We start from the raw sequence: 16546 nt of genomic DNA on the forward strand, positions 1-16546 counted from the left end.
CGGAACTGCATCCGTAATGCGGGGGGATCACTTGTTGCCTGCGGATTGGCGCAGATTAAATGAAGGGGGATGTGATGGGAACAACCATGAAAGCATTCGTGATGCAAGCCATCGGCAAGGTGGGATTCACGGAGAAGCCGATTCCGAACGAGGTCGGGCCCAACGACGCCATTATCAAGACGACCCGCGCGCTCGTGTGCACGTCGGATGTGCACACCGTGAAGGGTGCCATCGGGACACGGGAGAACCTCACGCTGGGGCATGAGGCTGTTGGCGTGGTGTACAAGCTCGGCAGCCAGGTCAAAGACTTTCGCGAAGGGGATCGCGTGGCGGTCAATGCGATCACGCCTTGCTACACCTGCGACAACTGCCTGCGGGGGTACTCCTCTCAGTGCGGGCAACTCCTGGGGGGCTGGAAGTTTGCCAACAGCAAGGACGGGAGCTTTGCCGAGTACTTTCACGTGAATGCCGCCTGCGGAAATCTGGTCCATATTCCCGATTCCGTGTCGGATGATAGCGCGGTCTACACGTGCGACATGATGTCAACCGGATTTATGGGGGCCGAGCGGGCGAACATTCCGCTAGGCGGAGCCGTAGCCGTGTTTGCCCAAGGGCCGGTCGGGTTGATGGCGACGGTCGGTGCGCGGTTACTTGGCGCCGGGTTGATTATTGCGGTGGAAAGCATACCCGGACGGCAGCAACTGGCCAAACAGTTCGGCGCCGACGTGGTGGTGGACTTTACCAAGCATGATCCGGTCGAGGAGATTCTACGGTTGACGGGAAATCAGGGAGTGGACTCGGCCATTGAGTGTCTTGGCGCCCAGGTGACCTTTGAAGCTTGCGTGAAAGCCACGCGTCCGGGCGGCACGATTTCTGTGGCAGGCTACTTTGGAGATGGCGACTACGTAAAGATTCCGCGGCTGGCCTGGGGCGTGGGCCTGGGCGACAAGACGATCCGCACGGGGCTCTGTCCAGGGGGGAGAGAACGGATGGACCGCCTGATCCGCTTGCTTGAAGCCGGGCGGCTGGACCCGAGGCCCATGACTACGCACCGGTTTGCATTCGACCAAGTCGATCGGGCATTTGCTCTGATGGAGACCAAGGAAGGCGGGATCATCAAGCCCTTGATTAGTTTTCACGGATGACAGTCTCGATTCCTTATCTCCAGGATAAAGAGGAGCACCATGGAACCATTGGCCATTCTCGGCGGGATCGCCCTAGTTATCGGTATCGTTGGCCTATTCGTGCTGCTGAAAGGTAGGAGAAAGAACGTCCGTTTGACCGGTGGGACGGATAGGTGACTCTGTTGTATTCAGACATAGGGAGGTCGGCTATGAACAAACACAGAATGGTGGGATCACGAAGGGTGCGCTGGGGTACCCTCGCTGTCCTGGGGCTGATGGGGTGGCCGATGATCGGTGCGACGCCGAGCGTCGCGCTGGACGTCGCATCTGCGCAGGAACCGCGCATCGAGATCGTCATCCGCGACTTCAAGTACGTGCGCACGAAGATGGAGTCGATTCGCGCGGGAACACCGATGGTGTTCGTGGTCCGCAACGAGGATTTCGTCACACATGGATTCATCTCGCCGCTCTTCTTGGGCCGTTCCCTTCAGGGTGGAGGAGAGGGTATCGAGGCGTTCGGGACAGGCATCGAAGGATTTCACATAGATCCGGGCAAGACTCTGATGATTCGCCTGACGCCGGATCAACAGGGCAAGATCACATTTCGATGTGACCTGCATCCAGAGGTGCAAGGCGAATTGTATCTGCTCGACGTGCCGGTCGGGTAACCGCTGAAACAGCGGATCGCGTTGGCTAACGGGGGCGGTGCGGGGGCACGGCCATACACAATATTGAGAGGTGATCTATGATCGGACAATCCGTGAAGCTGACGACCATCCGCGGGATCGAGATCGGCGTCCATTACTCCTGGTTCATCATCTTTTTCCTGATTACTTTTTCGCTGACCACTCGGTTTGCATCGGAGCATCCCCATTGGACGCTGGCGGAGCATTATGCGGTGGGAATCGCGACGAGCCTCCTGTTCTTTGCCTCGATCCTTCTGCATGAACTGGCGCACAGCTTCGTGGCTCTGGCCAAGGGCATCCCGGTCCGCTCTATCACGCTCTTCGTCTTCGGCGGCGTCGCGCAGATCGGCCGCGAGCCGGACCGGCCGATGACGGAGTTTCAGATCGCGATTGCCGGGCCGATCACCAGCGCGCTGCTGGCCGTCGGGTTCGGCGCGGTGGCGCATCTGGCCGGCGATGAGTTTGAACGGATCTCAGCGCTCGCCGGCTGGCTCGCGTCGATCAACCTGATGCTGGCGCTGTTCAACCTCGTGCCGGGCTTTCCGCTCGACGGCGGGCGGATCTTCCGGGCGCTGCTCTGGCGGGTGACGGGCAATCTGGCCACAGCCACCCGGATTGCAGCAGGCACGGGCCAAACGGTGGGGTACGCGTTCATGCTGGTCGGCATCTGGACCGTGTTCACCGTGAACTGGTTCAACGGGATCTGGCTGGCCTTCATCGGCTGGTTCTTGCTCAATGCCGCCCAGGAGAGCGTCCTGCAGATGAGCATGCGGTCAGCGTTGAGCGGCCTGACGGCCGAAGACATCATGGCGCGTGATTGTCCCACCGTGTCGGGTCAACTGAGTCTTGCGGACCTGGTGCACGAGCATATTTTACGGACAGGCCAGCGATGCTTTCTGGTCTCGCAGAACGGACGGCTCGAGGGCCTCGTGACGCTGCACCAGGTGAAGACCGTGCCTCAAGACCGATGGAGAGACAGTTTCGTGGAGCAGGCGATGACGCCGATGGACCGGCTGCATGCGGTGGCGCCGGAGACGGCGATTCTGGATGTCTTGAGAGTCATGGAACAACAGGATGTCAACCAGGTTCCGGTCACACAAGGCGGCCGGTTGCTGGGCATGATCACGCGGGATCACCTCCTGCGGGTGCTCTATGCCAATCTGGAGCTAGGGGGTCGTGAGGCACCGGCCTTCAGTGTGCGTGCCCCGGAACGGAACCGGACGTGAGGGGGAGAATCTGGCGATGAAAGTCCTGCTCGCCGTGGATCGTGTTTTCACGGAAGCGTCTCCCGCAAAGTCGCGCTGTAGGCACCCTGTTTGGTGCTTGTGGTGAGAAGCCAAAGACGATGAGTATCAGGTCGGTAAGGGAATCGGCCATGCTGACGGTAGGAGGAATGTTTCTATTGAGTGCAGTGATGAATCATATCGCAGGAACCAGATTGTCTCACTATGCCGATCAAATTGCCGGGCATTCCGGTCTAGGGCGACTGTGGATCGGGGTGGTGGTACTGGCGGGAGCCACCTGCTTGTCGGAAGTCTTCACCGCGGTCAACGACGTGCTGATTGACGCGCCGAATATTGCCGACGGCGATTTGTTCGGAAGCAATGCCTTCAACATGGCGATTCTGTTGATGGCGGATCTGGCCTACGGGAAAGGCCCTTTGCTGGCGGCCGTGGATCCGACCCACGCGATAACGGCCTTTGTGAGTATCTCGCTGATGAGTGTGGGCATGATGGGGATTGTCTATCGGGCGGAAAAGCGCTTCATGCTGATCGAGCCGGACAGTGTCTTGATGATCGTGGGCTATGGCTTGGGGATGCGATTCACTGCGAGTACCGGAGGAGACGGATATGAGATCTGACAACGTGAGTAGGCTGATATCCGAGGCGCCCGGTGTGGCCTCAGTTGCGTGGCATGTGCTCACTGCTCCGGACATTGCGCAGCAACTGACTGTTGATCCGCAGACGGGTTTGAGTGCCGATGAAGTCGCCCGGCGCCTGTCGACCTACGGGCTAAACGCCATTCAGGAGCATCGGGCCCGCAGTCCCTGGCGCATGCTGCTGGACCAGTTCACCGATTTCATGATCCTCGTCCTGATTGCTGCGGCGATCATCTCGGGCATGATCGGCGAGCCGCCGGATGCCATCGCCATCATGGTCATTGTGTTGCTCAACGGCGTGATCGGGTTCATCCAGGAATACCGGGCGGAGCGGGCGGTCGCCGCGCTCAAGTTGCTCGCGGCGCCGAATGCGAAGGTGCTGCGTGAGGGCAAGCCGGCGACGATCCCGGCCTCGCAGCTCGTCCCGGGCGACGTCGTAGTGCTGGAAGCCGGCGACGGTGTCCCTGCGGATGTGCGGTTGGTGGAAACGGTCCAGCTCAAAGTCGAAGAGGCGGCGCTCACCGGCGAATCCGTGCCGGTGGAGAAGCAGGCGCGGCCGCTGACCGAGGTGGAACTCCCGCTGGGCGACCGTCTCAACATGGCTTACAAGGGGACGCTCGTGACCTATGGGCGTGGGACCGGTCTCGTCGTCGGGACCGGCATGCACACGGAGTTGGGCAAGATCGCCACGCTGCTGCGGGAAGAAGAGGAGGTCAAAACTCCGCTCCAGAAGCGGCTGGCGCAGTTCGGCCAACGGCTGGCCCTGGCGGCCCTCGCGATCTGTGCGATCGTCTTTCTCGTCGGCGTGCTCCGCGGCGAGTCGATGATCCTCATGTTCCTGACCGCCATTAGCCTGGCGGTCGCCGCGATCCCTGAAGCGCTCCCGGCCGTCGTGACCGTATCGCTGGCCTTCGGCGCCCGCAAGATGGTGAAGAAACAGGCCTTGATCCGGCGACTGCCGGCGGTCGAGACGCTGGGGTCCGTGACCTACATCTGTTCGGACAAGACCGGGACCTTGACGCTGAACAAGATGCAGGTCGAGCAAGTCATCGTGGGGGGGCAGGCCGCGGAGCGGGTGCCATCCGTTGGGGAACAGGGAGAGGCGGGACGGTTATTCGGCCAGGCGCTCGCGCTCAGCAACGACGCCATGCGTCAGGACCAGGATCGTGTGCTGGGCGACCCGACCGAAGTGGCCCTCTATGTCGCCGCGCGTGAAGCCGGGTACGACAAGGAGGGGTTGCAGATCAACGCGCCACGGCTCGCCGAACTGCCTTTCGACTCGGATCGGAAATGCATGACGACCTTCCATCGGGAAGGAGAAGGTCTTATCGCGTTTACCAAGGGCGCGCCGGAGCAGGTGGTGGCTCAATGTGAGCAGATTCTAGTTGAATCGGGGCCTACTCCTGTGAAGCGAGAGACGATTCTCGAGGAAGCGGAACGGATGGCGGCCAATGGCCTGCGGGTGCTTGCGGTGGCGTTCCGTCGCTGGCCCGCCCTGCCGGGCGAATTGGCGCCACATCAAGCCGAGCGTGATCTGATCTTCCTGGGATTGGTCGGCCTGTTGGATCCGCCGCGGCCTGAAGCGCAGGAGGCGGTCAAACTCTGCCAGTCAGCCGGCATCACACCGGTGATGATTACCGGCGATCATCCGGCCACCGCCCGCGCGATCGCCGTGCGACTGGGAATCATTACGAACGACGATGTGGTCATGACCGGGCAGGAACTGGCGCCCTTGTCGATTGAGGTGTTCGAAGAGCACGTCGAGCGGATCAGGGTCTACGCACGGGCCGCGCCGGAGCAGAAGATCAAGATCGTGAAGGCCCTGCAAGACAAAGGCGAGTTCGTGGCCATGACGGGCGATGGTGTGAACGACGCGCCGGCGCTCAGGCGGGCCGACATCGGCATCGCCATGGGATTGACCGGCACGGATGTCGCGCGCGAAGCCTCGCACATGATTCTCCTGGACGATAACTTCGCGACGATCGTGAGTGCGGTGCGGGAGGGACGCCGGATCTTCGACAATATCCGCCGGTTCATCAAGTACACGATGACCAGCAACGCGGGCGAGATCTGGACGATTTTTCTCGCGCCGTTCCTGGGTTTGCCGATTCCGCTGTTGCCCATCCACATTTTGTGGATCAATCTCGTGACCGACGGATTGCCCGGCCTGGCGTTGGCCGCGGAACCGGAGGAACGGGGAATCATGCAGCGGCCGCCTCGTCCGCCGAAGGAGAGCATCTTCGCGCGCGGGATGTGGCAGGACATTCTCTGGGTGGGGTTGCTCATGGGGGGCGTGTCGCTGATCACGCAGGCCTGGGCCTATCATACCGGCCATGCCCACTGGCAGACGATGGTGTTTACGGTCTTGACCTTGTCGCAGATGGGCAACGTGCTGGCGATTCGCTCGGAGCGCGAGTCCTTCTTCACGCTGGGACCGTTGACGAATCGCCCCTTGTTGGGCGCCGTGCTCCTGACGTTCGCTTTGCAGCTGGGCACCATCTATATTCCCGCGCTCAATCCGATCTTCAAGACCGAGCCGCTGGATAGGGATGAATTACTGGTCTGTCTGGCCCTGTCGTCGGTGGTCTTTATCGGCGTCGAAATCCAGAAATGGTTGATGCGCCATGGGTGGATGACGCGAGCATGAGGTTATGTGCCTCGACGCGCGAGGCGGTCGCTACCCGCGTTCTCGATTCAGACGGCGGGGGTTGACCATACCGGCAGTTTCACCGGTGTTCAAAGTGGCTTCCTTGCCGATCGAAGATTGGATGCTGATGGGAGCGGCCAGTTTAGTACCTGTAGTCGTGATGGAGTTGATGAAAATGTTCCGACGTCGATGAAACGGATGTCGATGAGAGGCGATCATCAGAGTGCGGTCAGTCGGAATGTCGGCTTGTCATGCCGGATGGGATTCGGTATGATCGCTCGTGATGAGGACTACACTGTATGCGAGCCGTTCACGGGGCCAGTTGCTGGTAGTATTCTGTCTATGCCTCTGCGTCATGGCCCAGATGCTTGGGGCGCCGGTGACGCTGCTCAGCCCCGCCGATGCTTCTGATCTTCTCGGGTCGTCGGTGTTGGAAGGATTTTCCGTCGTCCCCCCATCGCCGGAACTTATTTTGCCGAAGATCTCAATTGGAATATTGGACTTCTCACCGTCTGTGTCTGTCCTCGTGATTGCCGCCACGTTGTTTCGTCCTCCTGTGCGCTAGTCTTGGGTTAACGTCCAGATTCTTTCAAATCGCGTCGTGTCAAGAGCGGTCAGGCCCTGTTTTTGTTTGCTTATGCGAACCGGCTTGGTTCCGCTGAACGGATAAGCGGGACCGCTTCCTCACGGGTGGCGGTGACCGTTTGAAATTCCCATTAGAGCACGTCAGAGCACGTCGCTCCAGGGAGGGCTGACGGCAAACGCGGCATTGATGAGGCCGACGTGGGAGTAGGCTTGGGGAAAGTTTCCGCATTGGGTATTTGTGGAGGGAATGAAGTGTTCGGAAAACAGCCCGACATGATTGGATGCCGTCAGTACGCGGTCGAGGATCGTACGTGCTTCATCCACGCACCCCAGGCGAGCGAGGGCTTGGGCGATCCAGAAGGAGCAGATGACGAAGGCGCCCTCCGGCTTCCCGAAGTCGTCGTTTCGCACATAGCGGTAGAAAAACCCGGTATCCTCGCCTCCGATGCGGAGCGACAGCTCGCGGGTGATGTGGGTGACCGTCGACTCGCACAGGGGGCGGTTCGGGTAGCCGAGGATCGGCAGCTGGGCCAGCGCGGCGTCGAAAGTGGGGTCAGTGGGGCCGTTCCGGACGGCCCCCTCGCGGACGGCGCGGAGCAAGGCGTCTTCCGCCTGGATTCGTCCGGCCGTGAGGCCGGTCGAGACGGAGGGGAGATGCCCGGCCTGTTTGATCCGTTCCAGTCGTTCGAGCCCGGCCCAGCACAGCAGATTCGTGAAGGAATGCTCCTGCCAGCCGTTGCGAATCTCCCAGAGACCGGCATCCGGCTGGCCGATACTGCGGACGCACAGCTTCGCCAGATGCGCCAGCAGGGCATCGAGATCTCTCGTGCGCAAATCGACATACCGTTCGTCGAAGAAGATCGGAGTGAAGGTCAGGATCATTTCGGCGTAGGCGTCGTTCTGCACGTGCTCCGCGGCCTGATTGTAGCTGCGCACCGGTCGGCTGCTCTGGTAGCCGGACCAATTCGGATGCTCCGTCTCGGGAAGCGGCAATCCTTGGCTGAGCGTATACACCGGCCGTAGCCGGTCGCGGGAATGTTCATGCGTATGCGCAATGTTCAACAGGAATTTCAGGAAGGATTCCATCTCTTCGAAATGGCCCAGGTTATGAAATGCCGTGAGCGCAAAATAGGCATCGCGCAGCCAGCAAAACCGATAATCCCAGTTGCGCTGTCCGCCCGGCTGTTCCGGAAGGCTCGTCGTGAGGGCCGCCAGGATAGCTCCCGTGTCTTCGAAACAGTGCAGCTTGAGCGCCAACGCCGAACGGATGACTTCCTGTTGGTGCAGCAGCGGCACCGAACAGTTTTTGACCCAGGTGCGCCAATAGCGGGCGGTCTGCTCCAGAAAGTCGTGCGTGACCTTGATGAGATCGTCTTCGATGCCGAGTCCCCAGGTCATGGCGAAATAGAATTTCTGTGTCAGCGCCATCGGGATCTCTTCGCAGAGATAGGTCAGCGGCATGTTGGTCAGCAGCCGGAGGACGTCACCGCGAATCTCGTAGCGGAGGTGGTTGCTGCCTCGCACGGGTTGCACCGGAGTCTTGTCCCAGCCGGAAACCGGACAGCAGTTGACCCGGATCGCCGGAGTGCCCTGGAGCGGTTCGACCATCCGGAACAGGGCCGACGGCCGGTAGATACGGCCGTATTGTTCGAAACGCGGACAGAAGTCGGTGATCTGGAAAGCGTCGCCGTTCGGCAACGTGACGGTGGTGATCAGAATGTTCGTGTTCGGCAGATAGCGCTGCTCGGACCTGAGGCCGGAGGGCGCGAGGGGGCTCGAGATCGAAAAATGCCCGCCGTCCGGATCCAGCAGCCGGCCGAAGACCGGGGGACTGTCCGGGCGTGGCGCGCACATCCATTCCACGCTGCCGTTCAAGCCGATCAGCGCCGAGGTTTGGCAATTGCCGACAAGGCCGTAGGGATACATGCCTTCACCATAGGCGATTTGCTGTCCGATGTAAACGAGAGGTGAACTATGCGGTTATCGCTGCGATTCCTGTTGCCGCTGGCCCTGGTGCTGGCGGGTCTGGCTTATGCCGTTATTCCTCTTGTCGATACGTTGACCCTCAAATGGTTCGTCCGGGATCTTGAAATCCGGTCGGCCCTGATCGGCCGCATGGTCGAAAGTCCTCTGGTCGATCTTCTGGCGACAGAGTCGAAGACCAAGCTGCTGAACTACTTCCATCGGATCATTCAGGACGAACGGCTGTACGCCGTCGGATTTTGCGACCGTGACGGCAAATTGATCTACAAGACTCTCACGTACCCCGACTCAATATCCTGTGATGGTGCGAGTACGCTCAAAACAGGTCAGACGGCCCTTCTGCGTTTCTCCCAGGGGGCTGTTCATGTCGCCGCCGTGGGCATCGAAGGGAACGGCAGGGACTGGGGACGCCTGATGCTCGTCCACGACATGAGCTGGATCGAGCGGCGGAGCAGCGATACGAAGTGGTATCTCTTCTACCTCTTCGCTGTCATCGGCGGCGTGATCTCACTGGTGACGGTTCTGGTCGCGCATCTGAGTTGGCGGGGATGGATCGCAGGTGTGCGGTCGATGCTTCGAGGAGAGGGCCTGGTCGCTTTGATCGGAGAGCCGACGCCCGGCGCCGACATGCATCCGGTCGCCCAGGATCTTCGCGCCCTCATACACGATCTCGAGGCGGACAAACGCATGCGGGACGAAAGTCAGTTGAGCTGGACCCCCGCCACGCTGAAGACCATTCTTCACGACCACCTTGCAGGCGACGAAGTGCTGATTGTCTCCAACCGCGAACCCTATATTCACAATTGGCACGATCAGCAGCTTGAAGTGCAGGTTCCGGCCAGCGGAGTGGTCACTGCGCTGGAGCCTGTCATGCGCGCCTGTTCCGGTGTGTGGATCGCGCACGGCAGCGGGACCGCCGATCGGGAGGTCGTTGATGCGCGGGGCCATGTCCGCGTACCGCCGGACCATCCCGAATACGAAATCAGACGGATCTGGATGTCAGCGGAAGAAGAGGCCGGCTATTACTATGGATTTGCCAACGAAGGCCTCTGGCCGCTCTGCCACCTGGCTCACGTCCGGCCAGTCTTTCGTTCTTCTGACTGGCAGCATTACAAAGAGATCAATGAACGGTTCGCCCTGGCCATCATCGAAGAGGCCAAGACCGATAATCCGGTCGTGCTCGTGCAGGATTACCATTTTGCGCTGGTGCCGAAGATGGTGCGCGATCATTTGCCGAACGCGACGATCATCACCTTCTGGCACATTCCCTGGCCCAACCCGGAGCGCTATGCCATCTGTCCCTGGTATCGGGACATTCTTGAAGGGCTCCTGGGGAGCAGCATTCTCGGATTTCACACGCGCTTCCATTGCAGCAACTTCATCGAGACGGTGGACCGGTCACTCGAAACGAGAATCGACCGGGACAGCTCCACTATTTCTTATCAGGGGAAAATGACGGCCGTAAATCCTTACCCGATCTCTATCGCATGGCCCGGGCAGCAGATGGCCCAGTGGCCGCCGGTCTCCGAGTGCAAGACTCGTATTCGCACATTGAATACGCTTTCCCACACGCACCGCCTCGGGGTCGGGGTCGAGCGCCTCGACTATACCAAAGGCATTCTGGAGCGGTTTCTGGCCATTGAGCGGTTGCTTGAATTGCAGCCGGAATGGATCGGCCGGTTTTCGTTTATCCAAATCGCCGCCCCCAGCCGGTCGAAAATCGAGGAGTACCAGCAGCTCAGCCGGAATGTGCTGGCGTCGGCCGAGCGCATCAACGCCCGATTCGGCCGCGAGGGCTATCGGCCCATTCATGTGCGGATCGAGCATCACGAACCGCAGGAGGTCAACGTCTACTACAGAGGCGCGGACTTTTGCATCGTCAGCAGTCTCCATGACGGCATGAATCTCGTCGCGAAGGAATTCGTCGCCGCGCGGGACGACGAGCAAGGCGTGCTGATTCTCAGCCAGTTCACCGGGGCGGCGACGGAGCTGCCTGAAGCGGTGCTCATCAATCCGTACAATATCGATCAATGCGCGGCGGCCATGCATCTGGCGCTCACCATGGCGCCGACCGAACAACGGGCGCGGATGCGCAGCATGCGCGGCATCGTGCAGGAGTTCAACGTGTACCGTTGGGCTGGCCGGATGCTGATGGATGCCGCCCGCATGCGGCAACGGGCGCGCATTGTGCGTCAGACAGGAGCACGAGACGTGCGGACGATCACGGGAGGACAGGCATGATGTATTTGCTCTCGCCTGAGGGACGGGAAGCGATGAGAGCCCTCGCTGGCCGGCCGATGCTCTACGCCTTCGATTTTGACGGGACGCTGGCCAAGATTTCTCCGGACCGCGAGTCGGTCAAACTCACCCGCTCGATCCATGAATGGCTGGTGGAATTGGCCAAGCGCGCTCCCTGCGCCGTGATCTCGGGACGGGCCCTCAGCGATTTGGCGCCGCGAGTGAACGGGGCCGTTCCGTATCTGATCGGCAACCACGGGTTGGAAAGTCCGTTGACGCCATCGGTGACGCTCCTGTGGGCCGATGGGATCTGTGCCGGGTGGAGAGCGGCGATCAAGGGGGAGTTGGCCCCGCAGTTGGCCGATCTCGGCATTGATGTGGAGGACAAGCGGTATTCACTGACGTTGCACTATCGGGAACATGAAGACCAGGACCGCGTCCGTCTGGCTGTGCTGGCGCTGCTGACTCAGCTGAGCCCGGCTCCTCGTCTGGTCATCGGGAAACAATCGATCAATCTCTTGCCTCCGGGGAAGGGAGGCAAGGGGGGGGCGGCCCTCGCATTGATGCGGCATCTTCGCCAGTCTGGCTTCTTCTTCATCGGAGATGACGAGACGGACGAGGATGTGTTTGGACTGACGGAGGGGCTGGTTATGGGTGTGCGAGTCGGGCTGCACGCCGGGTCCCGCGCGAAGTTGTATATCAAGCATCAAGGGGAGATCGAAGATGTCCTGCGGTTCCTGATTCATCGCCTGGATCGGACACCGGAACAGGGCCAGCACGCTGATCGACCGGCGATGATTCACCACAAGGAAGCGGAACATGACGGCTAAGGCGGTAGTCTTGTGCGCCTGCTGTTTCGCCCTCGCGGGTTGCGGGAATCAGGATAATCCGGTCCAGACCGTCGTAGCCCACCCGGTCAAAGGGACAGATGGCGGCCGGCCGATCGGACAGGATGATGTTCCGGTCGCGGGTCGTCGGCGCTATGTGGCCTTCGAGTCTCGTGCCGCGAACCTGACGGCACACGACACCAACGGGGTGACGGATGTGTTCGTCTACGACAATGACTCCAAGCAAACCGTGCGTGTCTCCATCAGCAGCAGCGGAGTTCAGGGGAACGGCGGGAGTTTTTCGCCCGCGCTCACGCCGGACGGACGGGTCGTGGTGTTCGAATCCTTAGCCTCAAATTTGGTGCCTGAGGATACGAATCGCCATCGGGACATCTTTGTCCATGATCGGACGACCGGCCTGACCGCCCGTGTGTCGGTGGACAGCCGCGGCAACCAAGCCAACAATTTCAGTCAAGCTTCGCACCTCAGCGCCGACGGCCGCTACATCGTGTTCGAATCCCTCGCGTCGAATCTGGCGCCGGGCGACACCAACGGCGTGATCGACGTGTTCGTGCGCGATCGGCAGACAGGACGAACCAGCCGGGTGTCTGTCGGCAACAACGGGACTCAGGCCAACAACGCCAGCGTCAATCCGACAATCAGCGAGGACGGCCGCTACGTTACGTTCGAGTCGATTGCCACTAATCTGCTGCCGGTCACGCCGGAGCAAGCGAAGCAGGTCTTTGTCTATGATCTGAAGACGGGAGCGATTCAGCGGGTGCCGGCCGGCTCCCGGGCGGCTGGTTGATCGCGCGCCTCCAGGGGGATGCATGATGACTATCCATGATTGGATCGTGCTGGTCGGAGGAGTGATTTTTCTCATTCTGGTCGTGTTGCTGATCAGGCGCGCGATCCGGGATGTGAAGCGGCCGGGAAGATAGATTCAGAGTCCGTCGGGATTGCGGCGCCCGGAGGCGATTTCGTGAGCCGGAAGCCGCTCGTGAGATCTGCGTGTCGTAACTTCGTCGTGCAAGAGGAGCGCTACGGTGCCGCTGGCTCATCCACTATTCGTGACTTGTCTTGGCTCGTCGTTCGGTCGGTGCCCGTTGGATCGGCGGGGGACGAGCGAGAGCTTTATGGAGGCGCCGGTGCAGACATACGGTGCGGGGCGCGGCGGACCGCCGCACCCCGCCGGACCGGCCTACTTGCCGCTCTGGTCCTTTTTCTCATCCTTCTTGTCGTCGCTGAACACCACGTGGCCGCCCTTGTCCTTGTGCTCTTCCTTCTTATCGTCGCCGAACACGACCACGTGGCCGCCCTTGTCCTTCTTCTCTTCTTTCTTATCCTCATCGGCCAGGGCGAGCGTGGACATCGTGCTGAAGCTGAGGAACGCCACCAAGGCCATCAATCCGTTGAAGCGTGTCATAGGAACCTCCATAAATGAAAAATAAGGTGAAAATATTATTCCGGTCATGCCCCACGCAGAACCGATATCGAATTCTTATCAAGCGTGCCGCAGTCGGTACAATGGACAAAATCGCCGAATGGATAGCCGCTCTTGTCTAATGCGCGCAGATCGGAAAGGAGACACAATGAGTTCCATCGGACAATCCCATATGCTCAATAGAGACCGTGCCATGTCGGATCGCATGACGGCTGTCGGCCGTCTTGAAGAAGTGGTGTCGACTGCCGAGGACTTCGACCGGGTTGTCTCGCAATCGCTGCCCCTGTTGCTCGACCGGGCGGCCGGCTATACCAGACGTTTTCTTCGGGAAACCGGCCAGTGGAGCGATGATGTCGCCCATGAAAAATTTGTGCTGCGCTGGGGGGCGGAATATCTCGAACAGTTTCTCGTGTCGGGCCGGAGCGAGGTGCCCTGCCGTCCGCTCTTCCTGCTGGATTCGATGGTGGCCAGACAGCATAGCCGGCCGGAGCCCTTCTGTTATCACAAGGATCTGCTCACGCCGCTCGGCCGCTTTCTTGATGGACTGGTAGGGCGCGCAGTCGTCAGCCGTGACGCGCTGATTGCCCTATACCATCATTGTTATGGGTTAGGACCCGGCCAGGTGATTACGGCGCTCCGGTTGAACGGTTCGGAGAGCCCGCGCATCTACAAGAATTTTCAACGATGGCGGGAGAGCGGATGGAAGCGCACGCTTGATGATATCGGCCTCACGGAAGCCGACGTGCAAGGGCTGACCGAACAGCAACAGCAGCGACACCGGTTCAACGGCGAGGCCGAACGCCTGCTGCGTTTGGCGCAGGCTCATTATCGGAAGAGTGAGCCCGACCATTATCCCTGCCTGTCCCGGCATCAGTGGGAGGACATGTTTCTGGAGGGCTACGGGGTTGAATACCGGATCTGGCATCTGGCTCTGTGCCTGGATTGTCTGCAGTTGACCTGGGATCTTGGGCTTGACGGGGCCTCGGTGACGGAGAAGCCACGCGTGGTTTTCCAGCTCCTGCCGTAAGGTGAGTGGAGTCAAGCTGAGCCGGTGGGAAGCAATGGGAAGGAGGAGGATATGGATTCCGAACACGAATTTTCAGGCTATCGCGAGCACCTGCTGAATGCCATACGGACAGGGCCCCGGCGATCCGGTTGCGGCGGATCTGACCCGATCCATGTCTTTGTGAATCAGCGGCGCGTCGGCTTGTTGGAAAGTGCGGGCGCCGAAGCCACATTGCAGGTTCAGAGTCAGACTTCCGTTGACAGTGTTCAGCTGCGATCGGAAGATGGTGTGCTTCTCGGCGGACTGTCCGCTCCCGAGTATGGATTCAGGAGTTGTCGCATTGCCCTTACGCGAGCCGCCGTCGAACTCCGCGTTCATAATACTGCGCACGGCGGATCGGTCAATGCCGTGTTTCAACCTGTGCAGGGGTTCTGGAGCCGGGCGCGGCAAGCATGGAGCAGCGTAGCCGGAGGCACGGTCCCGCATCCGCTCACCGTTCCCCGCACTGGCGGCCGGGCACTTGTGTTCACACAGATCCTGCTGGCCGTCACGTTGGCCGGACTGGTTACCGATCGGTTCACCGGCTGGATGACGCCGGTGAAGCCGCCGTTGACCGTTACGCAGGCAGAAGTCCCCTGGGCGGCCCCGCTTGCGGAAGTGACCAAGCTTGAGCGGCAACTCGTCGAACTCGCGCAGATGCAATCGAAAGCGATCGATACCATTCAGTCGCAGCAACAGGGAATGGCGCAACTCCAGCGGACGATGGCCAAGTTGTCCTCGACCCAGGAAACCGTCGCGTCCAGCGTGCTGACCGTGAAGCAGGAGATCGAACAACGGCGGAAGGGGGCAGGCCGAGATACCGATCGTATGACGCGCGTGCTGATGAGCAAAGCCCTCAGTGAGCAGGAGCAGCTGGAAGCCGAGATCCACAGTCTGGTGATCGCGAACGAGCGGCTTGCCCGTGAACGGGCACAGTTGGAGCAACATAATCAAGAACTGAGCAAACGCCTGAAAACTGCCGGCACGGATATCTCAAAAGCGGTCGTTCCGGATCGTGAGAAACCGTTGGTGGCGCAGCAGAGTGCTCCGTCTCAATCGCCGCCGGTGGCGGAAGTGAAAGCCGTTCAACAGCCTCCGTTCTTATTCTGGGTCACGTTCAGTGAAGGGACCAGCCAGGACAGTATCGACCAGTGGGTGCGCGAGATGCGTGGGCGCAAGGGCGCTTTGTCGGACGGCTGGCAGGCCGTGGAGATTCTTCCGCCCACCGAGCCGATGGAACGTTTTCTGGACCAGCTTAAACAGGCGAAAATCGTCAAGGCGGTGAAAGTCAACCGGTGAACCGGAACGGGATCCTATCCGGTGCGACTCCCGTGCCGGACGGAAGCGGCCGCAGGTCCTGCCTCTCTGAACCCCCTGTCACGGGGTTGCCTTATTAGCTCCTTCTCTCCCTCCCACCAATAGGGGGGTGCGGTCGGGATGTTTGTTTGTCAAAAAGACGAATATGGCTTGGTCTCTCCCGGAAGACGATCCGTCCCGCCGCACCATCGCCACAGTATGTCTGCGCGATTCGCCCATCACAGTATACGGAGGGACTTCTCAAGGGTGGTACGCAGCAAGTGACCTGGCCATCGCCTGAGCCTCGGATCGCCGGCTGCCACAAAAACCCGATGGGAGTCAAGCCGTCGATGCTAGACATAATTTGATGGAGGCCGCCGGTTTTGTCTGTTGCGGCTAACTCAGTCGGTTTATAGAATCACACCATGAAGAGTGGGCTGGCGGTATCATGCCGGAAAGGTGGTCGTGTCGGGTTTGATCTCCGGAGACCAGGGAAAGGTGCCCTATGCCCTCGTGGAGATGCATCGCCATGGTCCTGGCACTCACTTGTTCGGGCGCGCGACGCCTGGGCAGGCGCAAGAGCCTGCGGCGGTCATGACGACGATCAGGGGAGTCTTGATCAGTATCAAAGGGGATGTGTATCTGATGCAGGATCTTTCCGGACGGTTTGTGACGTTTCATGCCGACGCGAATACGCAACGGCAGCGTCTCGTCGTGCCAGGGGAGCGAATCGAAGTTCAGGTGTCGACAACTCAACGGGCGATATCGATCAAACCGGCCCAGTAATCGAAA

The 16546-nt window shown here is 60.3% G+C and carries 14 protein-coding genes; 12 read left to right on the top strand and 2 right to left on the bottom strand.

The window, feature by feature from the left end:
- Positions 1–74: 74 nt before the first annotated feature.
- From Q7U39_01175 to Q7U39_01200, 6 genes are all read left to right on the top strand, one after another.
- Positions 75–1145, top strand: a complete 1071-nt coding sequence (locus tag Q7U39_01175; protein MDO9116542.1) for an NAD(P)-dependent alcohol dehydrogenase — start codon at positions 75–77, stop codon at positions 1143–1145.
- Positions 1146–1333: 188 nt separating this feature from the next.
- Positions 1334–1792 (top strand): cupredoxin domain-containing protein, encoded by a 459-nt coding sequence (locus Q7U39_01180; GenBank protein MDO9116543.1) that lies wholly within the window; start codon positions 1334–1336, stop codon positions 1790–1792.
- 77 nt (positions 1793–1869) lie between these two features.
- A complete protein-coding gene (locus Q7U39_01185; GenBank protein MDO9116544.1) occupies positions 1870–3036 on the top strand; it encodes a site-2 protease family protein in 1167 nt (388 codons plus the stop codon).
- A 149-nt stretch (positions 3037–3185) separates the two neighbouring features.
- Positions 3186–3671, top strand: a complete 486-nt coding sequence (locus Q7U39_01190; GenBank protein MDO9116545.1) for a hypothetical protein — start codon at positions 3186–3188, stop codon at positions 3669–3671.
- A complete protein-coding gene (locus tag Q7U39_01195) occupies positions 3661–6336 on the top strand; it encodes a calcium-translocating P-type ATPase, PMCA-type (GenBank protein MDO9116546.1) in 2676 nt (891 codons plus the stop codon). Before Q7U39_01190 ends, Q7U39_01195 begins: the two co-directional genes overlap by 11 nt.
- A gap of 283 nt (positions 6337–6619) precedes the next feature.
- Positions 6620–6901, top strand: a complete 282-nt coding sequence (locus Q7U39_01200) for a hypothetical protein (protein ID MDO9116547.1) — start codon at positions 6620–6622, stop codon at positions 6899–6901.
- Positions 6902–7062: 161 nt separating this feature from the next.
- On the opposite strand, the gene Q7U39_01205 is transcribed toward Q7U39_01200, so the two are convergent.
- Positions 7063–8847, bottom strand: a complete 1785-nt coding sequence (locus Q7U39_01205; protein ID MDO9116548.1) for a glycoside hydrolase family 15 protein — start codon at positions 8845–8847, stop codon at positions 7063–7065.
- A gap of 48 nt (positions 8848–8895) precedes the next feature.
- Here Q7U39_01205 and Q7U39_01210 point away from each other — a divergent pair, with 48 nt between their 5' ends.
- The 3 genes from Q7U39_01210 to Q7U39_01220 are packed head-to-tail and all read left to right on the top strand — an operon-like array spanning position 8896 to position 12777.
- A complete protein-coding gene (locus Q7U39_01210; GenBank protein ID MDO9116549.1) occupies positions 8896–11145 on the top strand; it encodes a trehalose-6-phosphate synthase in 2250 nt (749 codons plus the stop codon).
- Positions 11142–11972: a trehalose-phosphatase gene (gene otsB, locus Q7U39_01215; protein ID MDO9116550.1), complete on the top strand. Its 831-nt coding sequence runs from the start codon at positions 11142–11144 to the stop codon at positions 11970–11972. Before Q7U39_01210 ends, otsB begins: the two co-directional genes overlap by 4 nt.
- Positions 11962–12777 (top strand): hypothetical protein, encoded by an 816-nt coding sequence (locus Q7U39_01220; GenBank protein MDO9116551.1) that lies wholly within the window; start codon positions 11962–11964, stop codon positions 12775–12777. Before otsB ends, Q7U39_01220 begins: the two co-directional genes overlap by 11 nt.
- A 393-nt stretch (positions 12778–13170) precedes the next feature.
- Here Q7U39_01220 and Q7U39_01225 read toward each other — a convergent pair whose 3' ends face one another.
- Positions 13171–13395, bottom strand: a complete 225-nt coding sequence (locus tag Q7U39_01225; protein MDO9116552.1) for a hypothetical protein — start codon at positions 13393–13395, stop codon at positions 13171–13173.
- A gap of 166 nt (positions 13396–13561) precedes the next feature.
- Here Q7U39_01225 and Q7U39_01230 point away from each other — a divergent pair, with 166 nt between their 5' ends.
- The 3 genes from Q7U39_01230 (at position 13562) to Q7U39_01240 (ending at position 16540) form a co-directional block, all read left to right on the top strand.
- Positions 13562–14440, top strand: coding sequence for a hypothetical protein (locus tag Q7U39_01230; protein MDO9116553.1), 879 nt, complete (start codon positions 13562–13564; stop codon positions 14438–14440).
- Between the two features lie 51 nt (positions 14441–14491).
- A complete protein-coding gene (locus tag Q7U39_01235) occupies positions 14492–15757 on the top strand; it encodes a hypothetical protein (GenBank protein MDO9116554.1) in 1266 nt (421 codons plus the stop codon).
- Positions 15758–16219: 462 nt separating this feature from the next.
- Positions 16220–16540, top strand: a complete 321-nt coding sequence (locus Q7U39_01240; GenBank protein ID MDO9116555.1) for a hypothetical protein — start codon at positions 16220–16222, stop codon at positions 16538–16540.
- The last annotated feature ends 6 nt before the right edge of the window (positions 16541–16546 follow it).

The sequence above is a fragment of the Nitrospira sp. genome (genome assembly GCA_030653545.1).
In the GTDB taxonomy this organism is placed as follows: Bacteria; Nitrospirota; Nitrospiria; order Nitrospirales; family Nitrospiraceae; genus Nitrospira_D.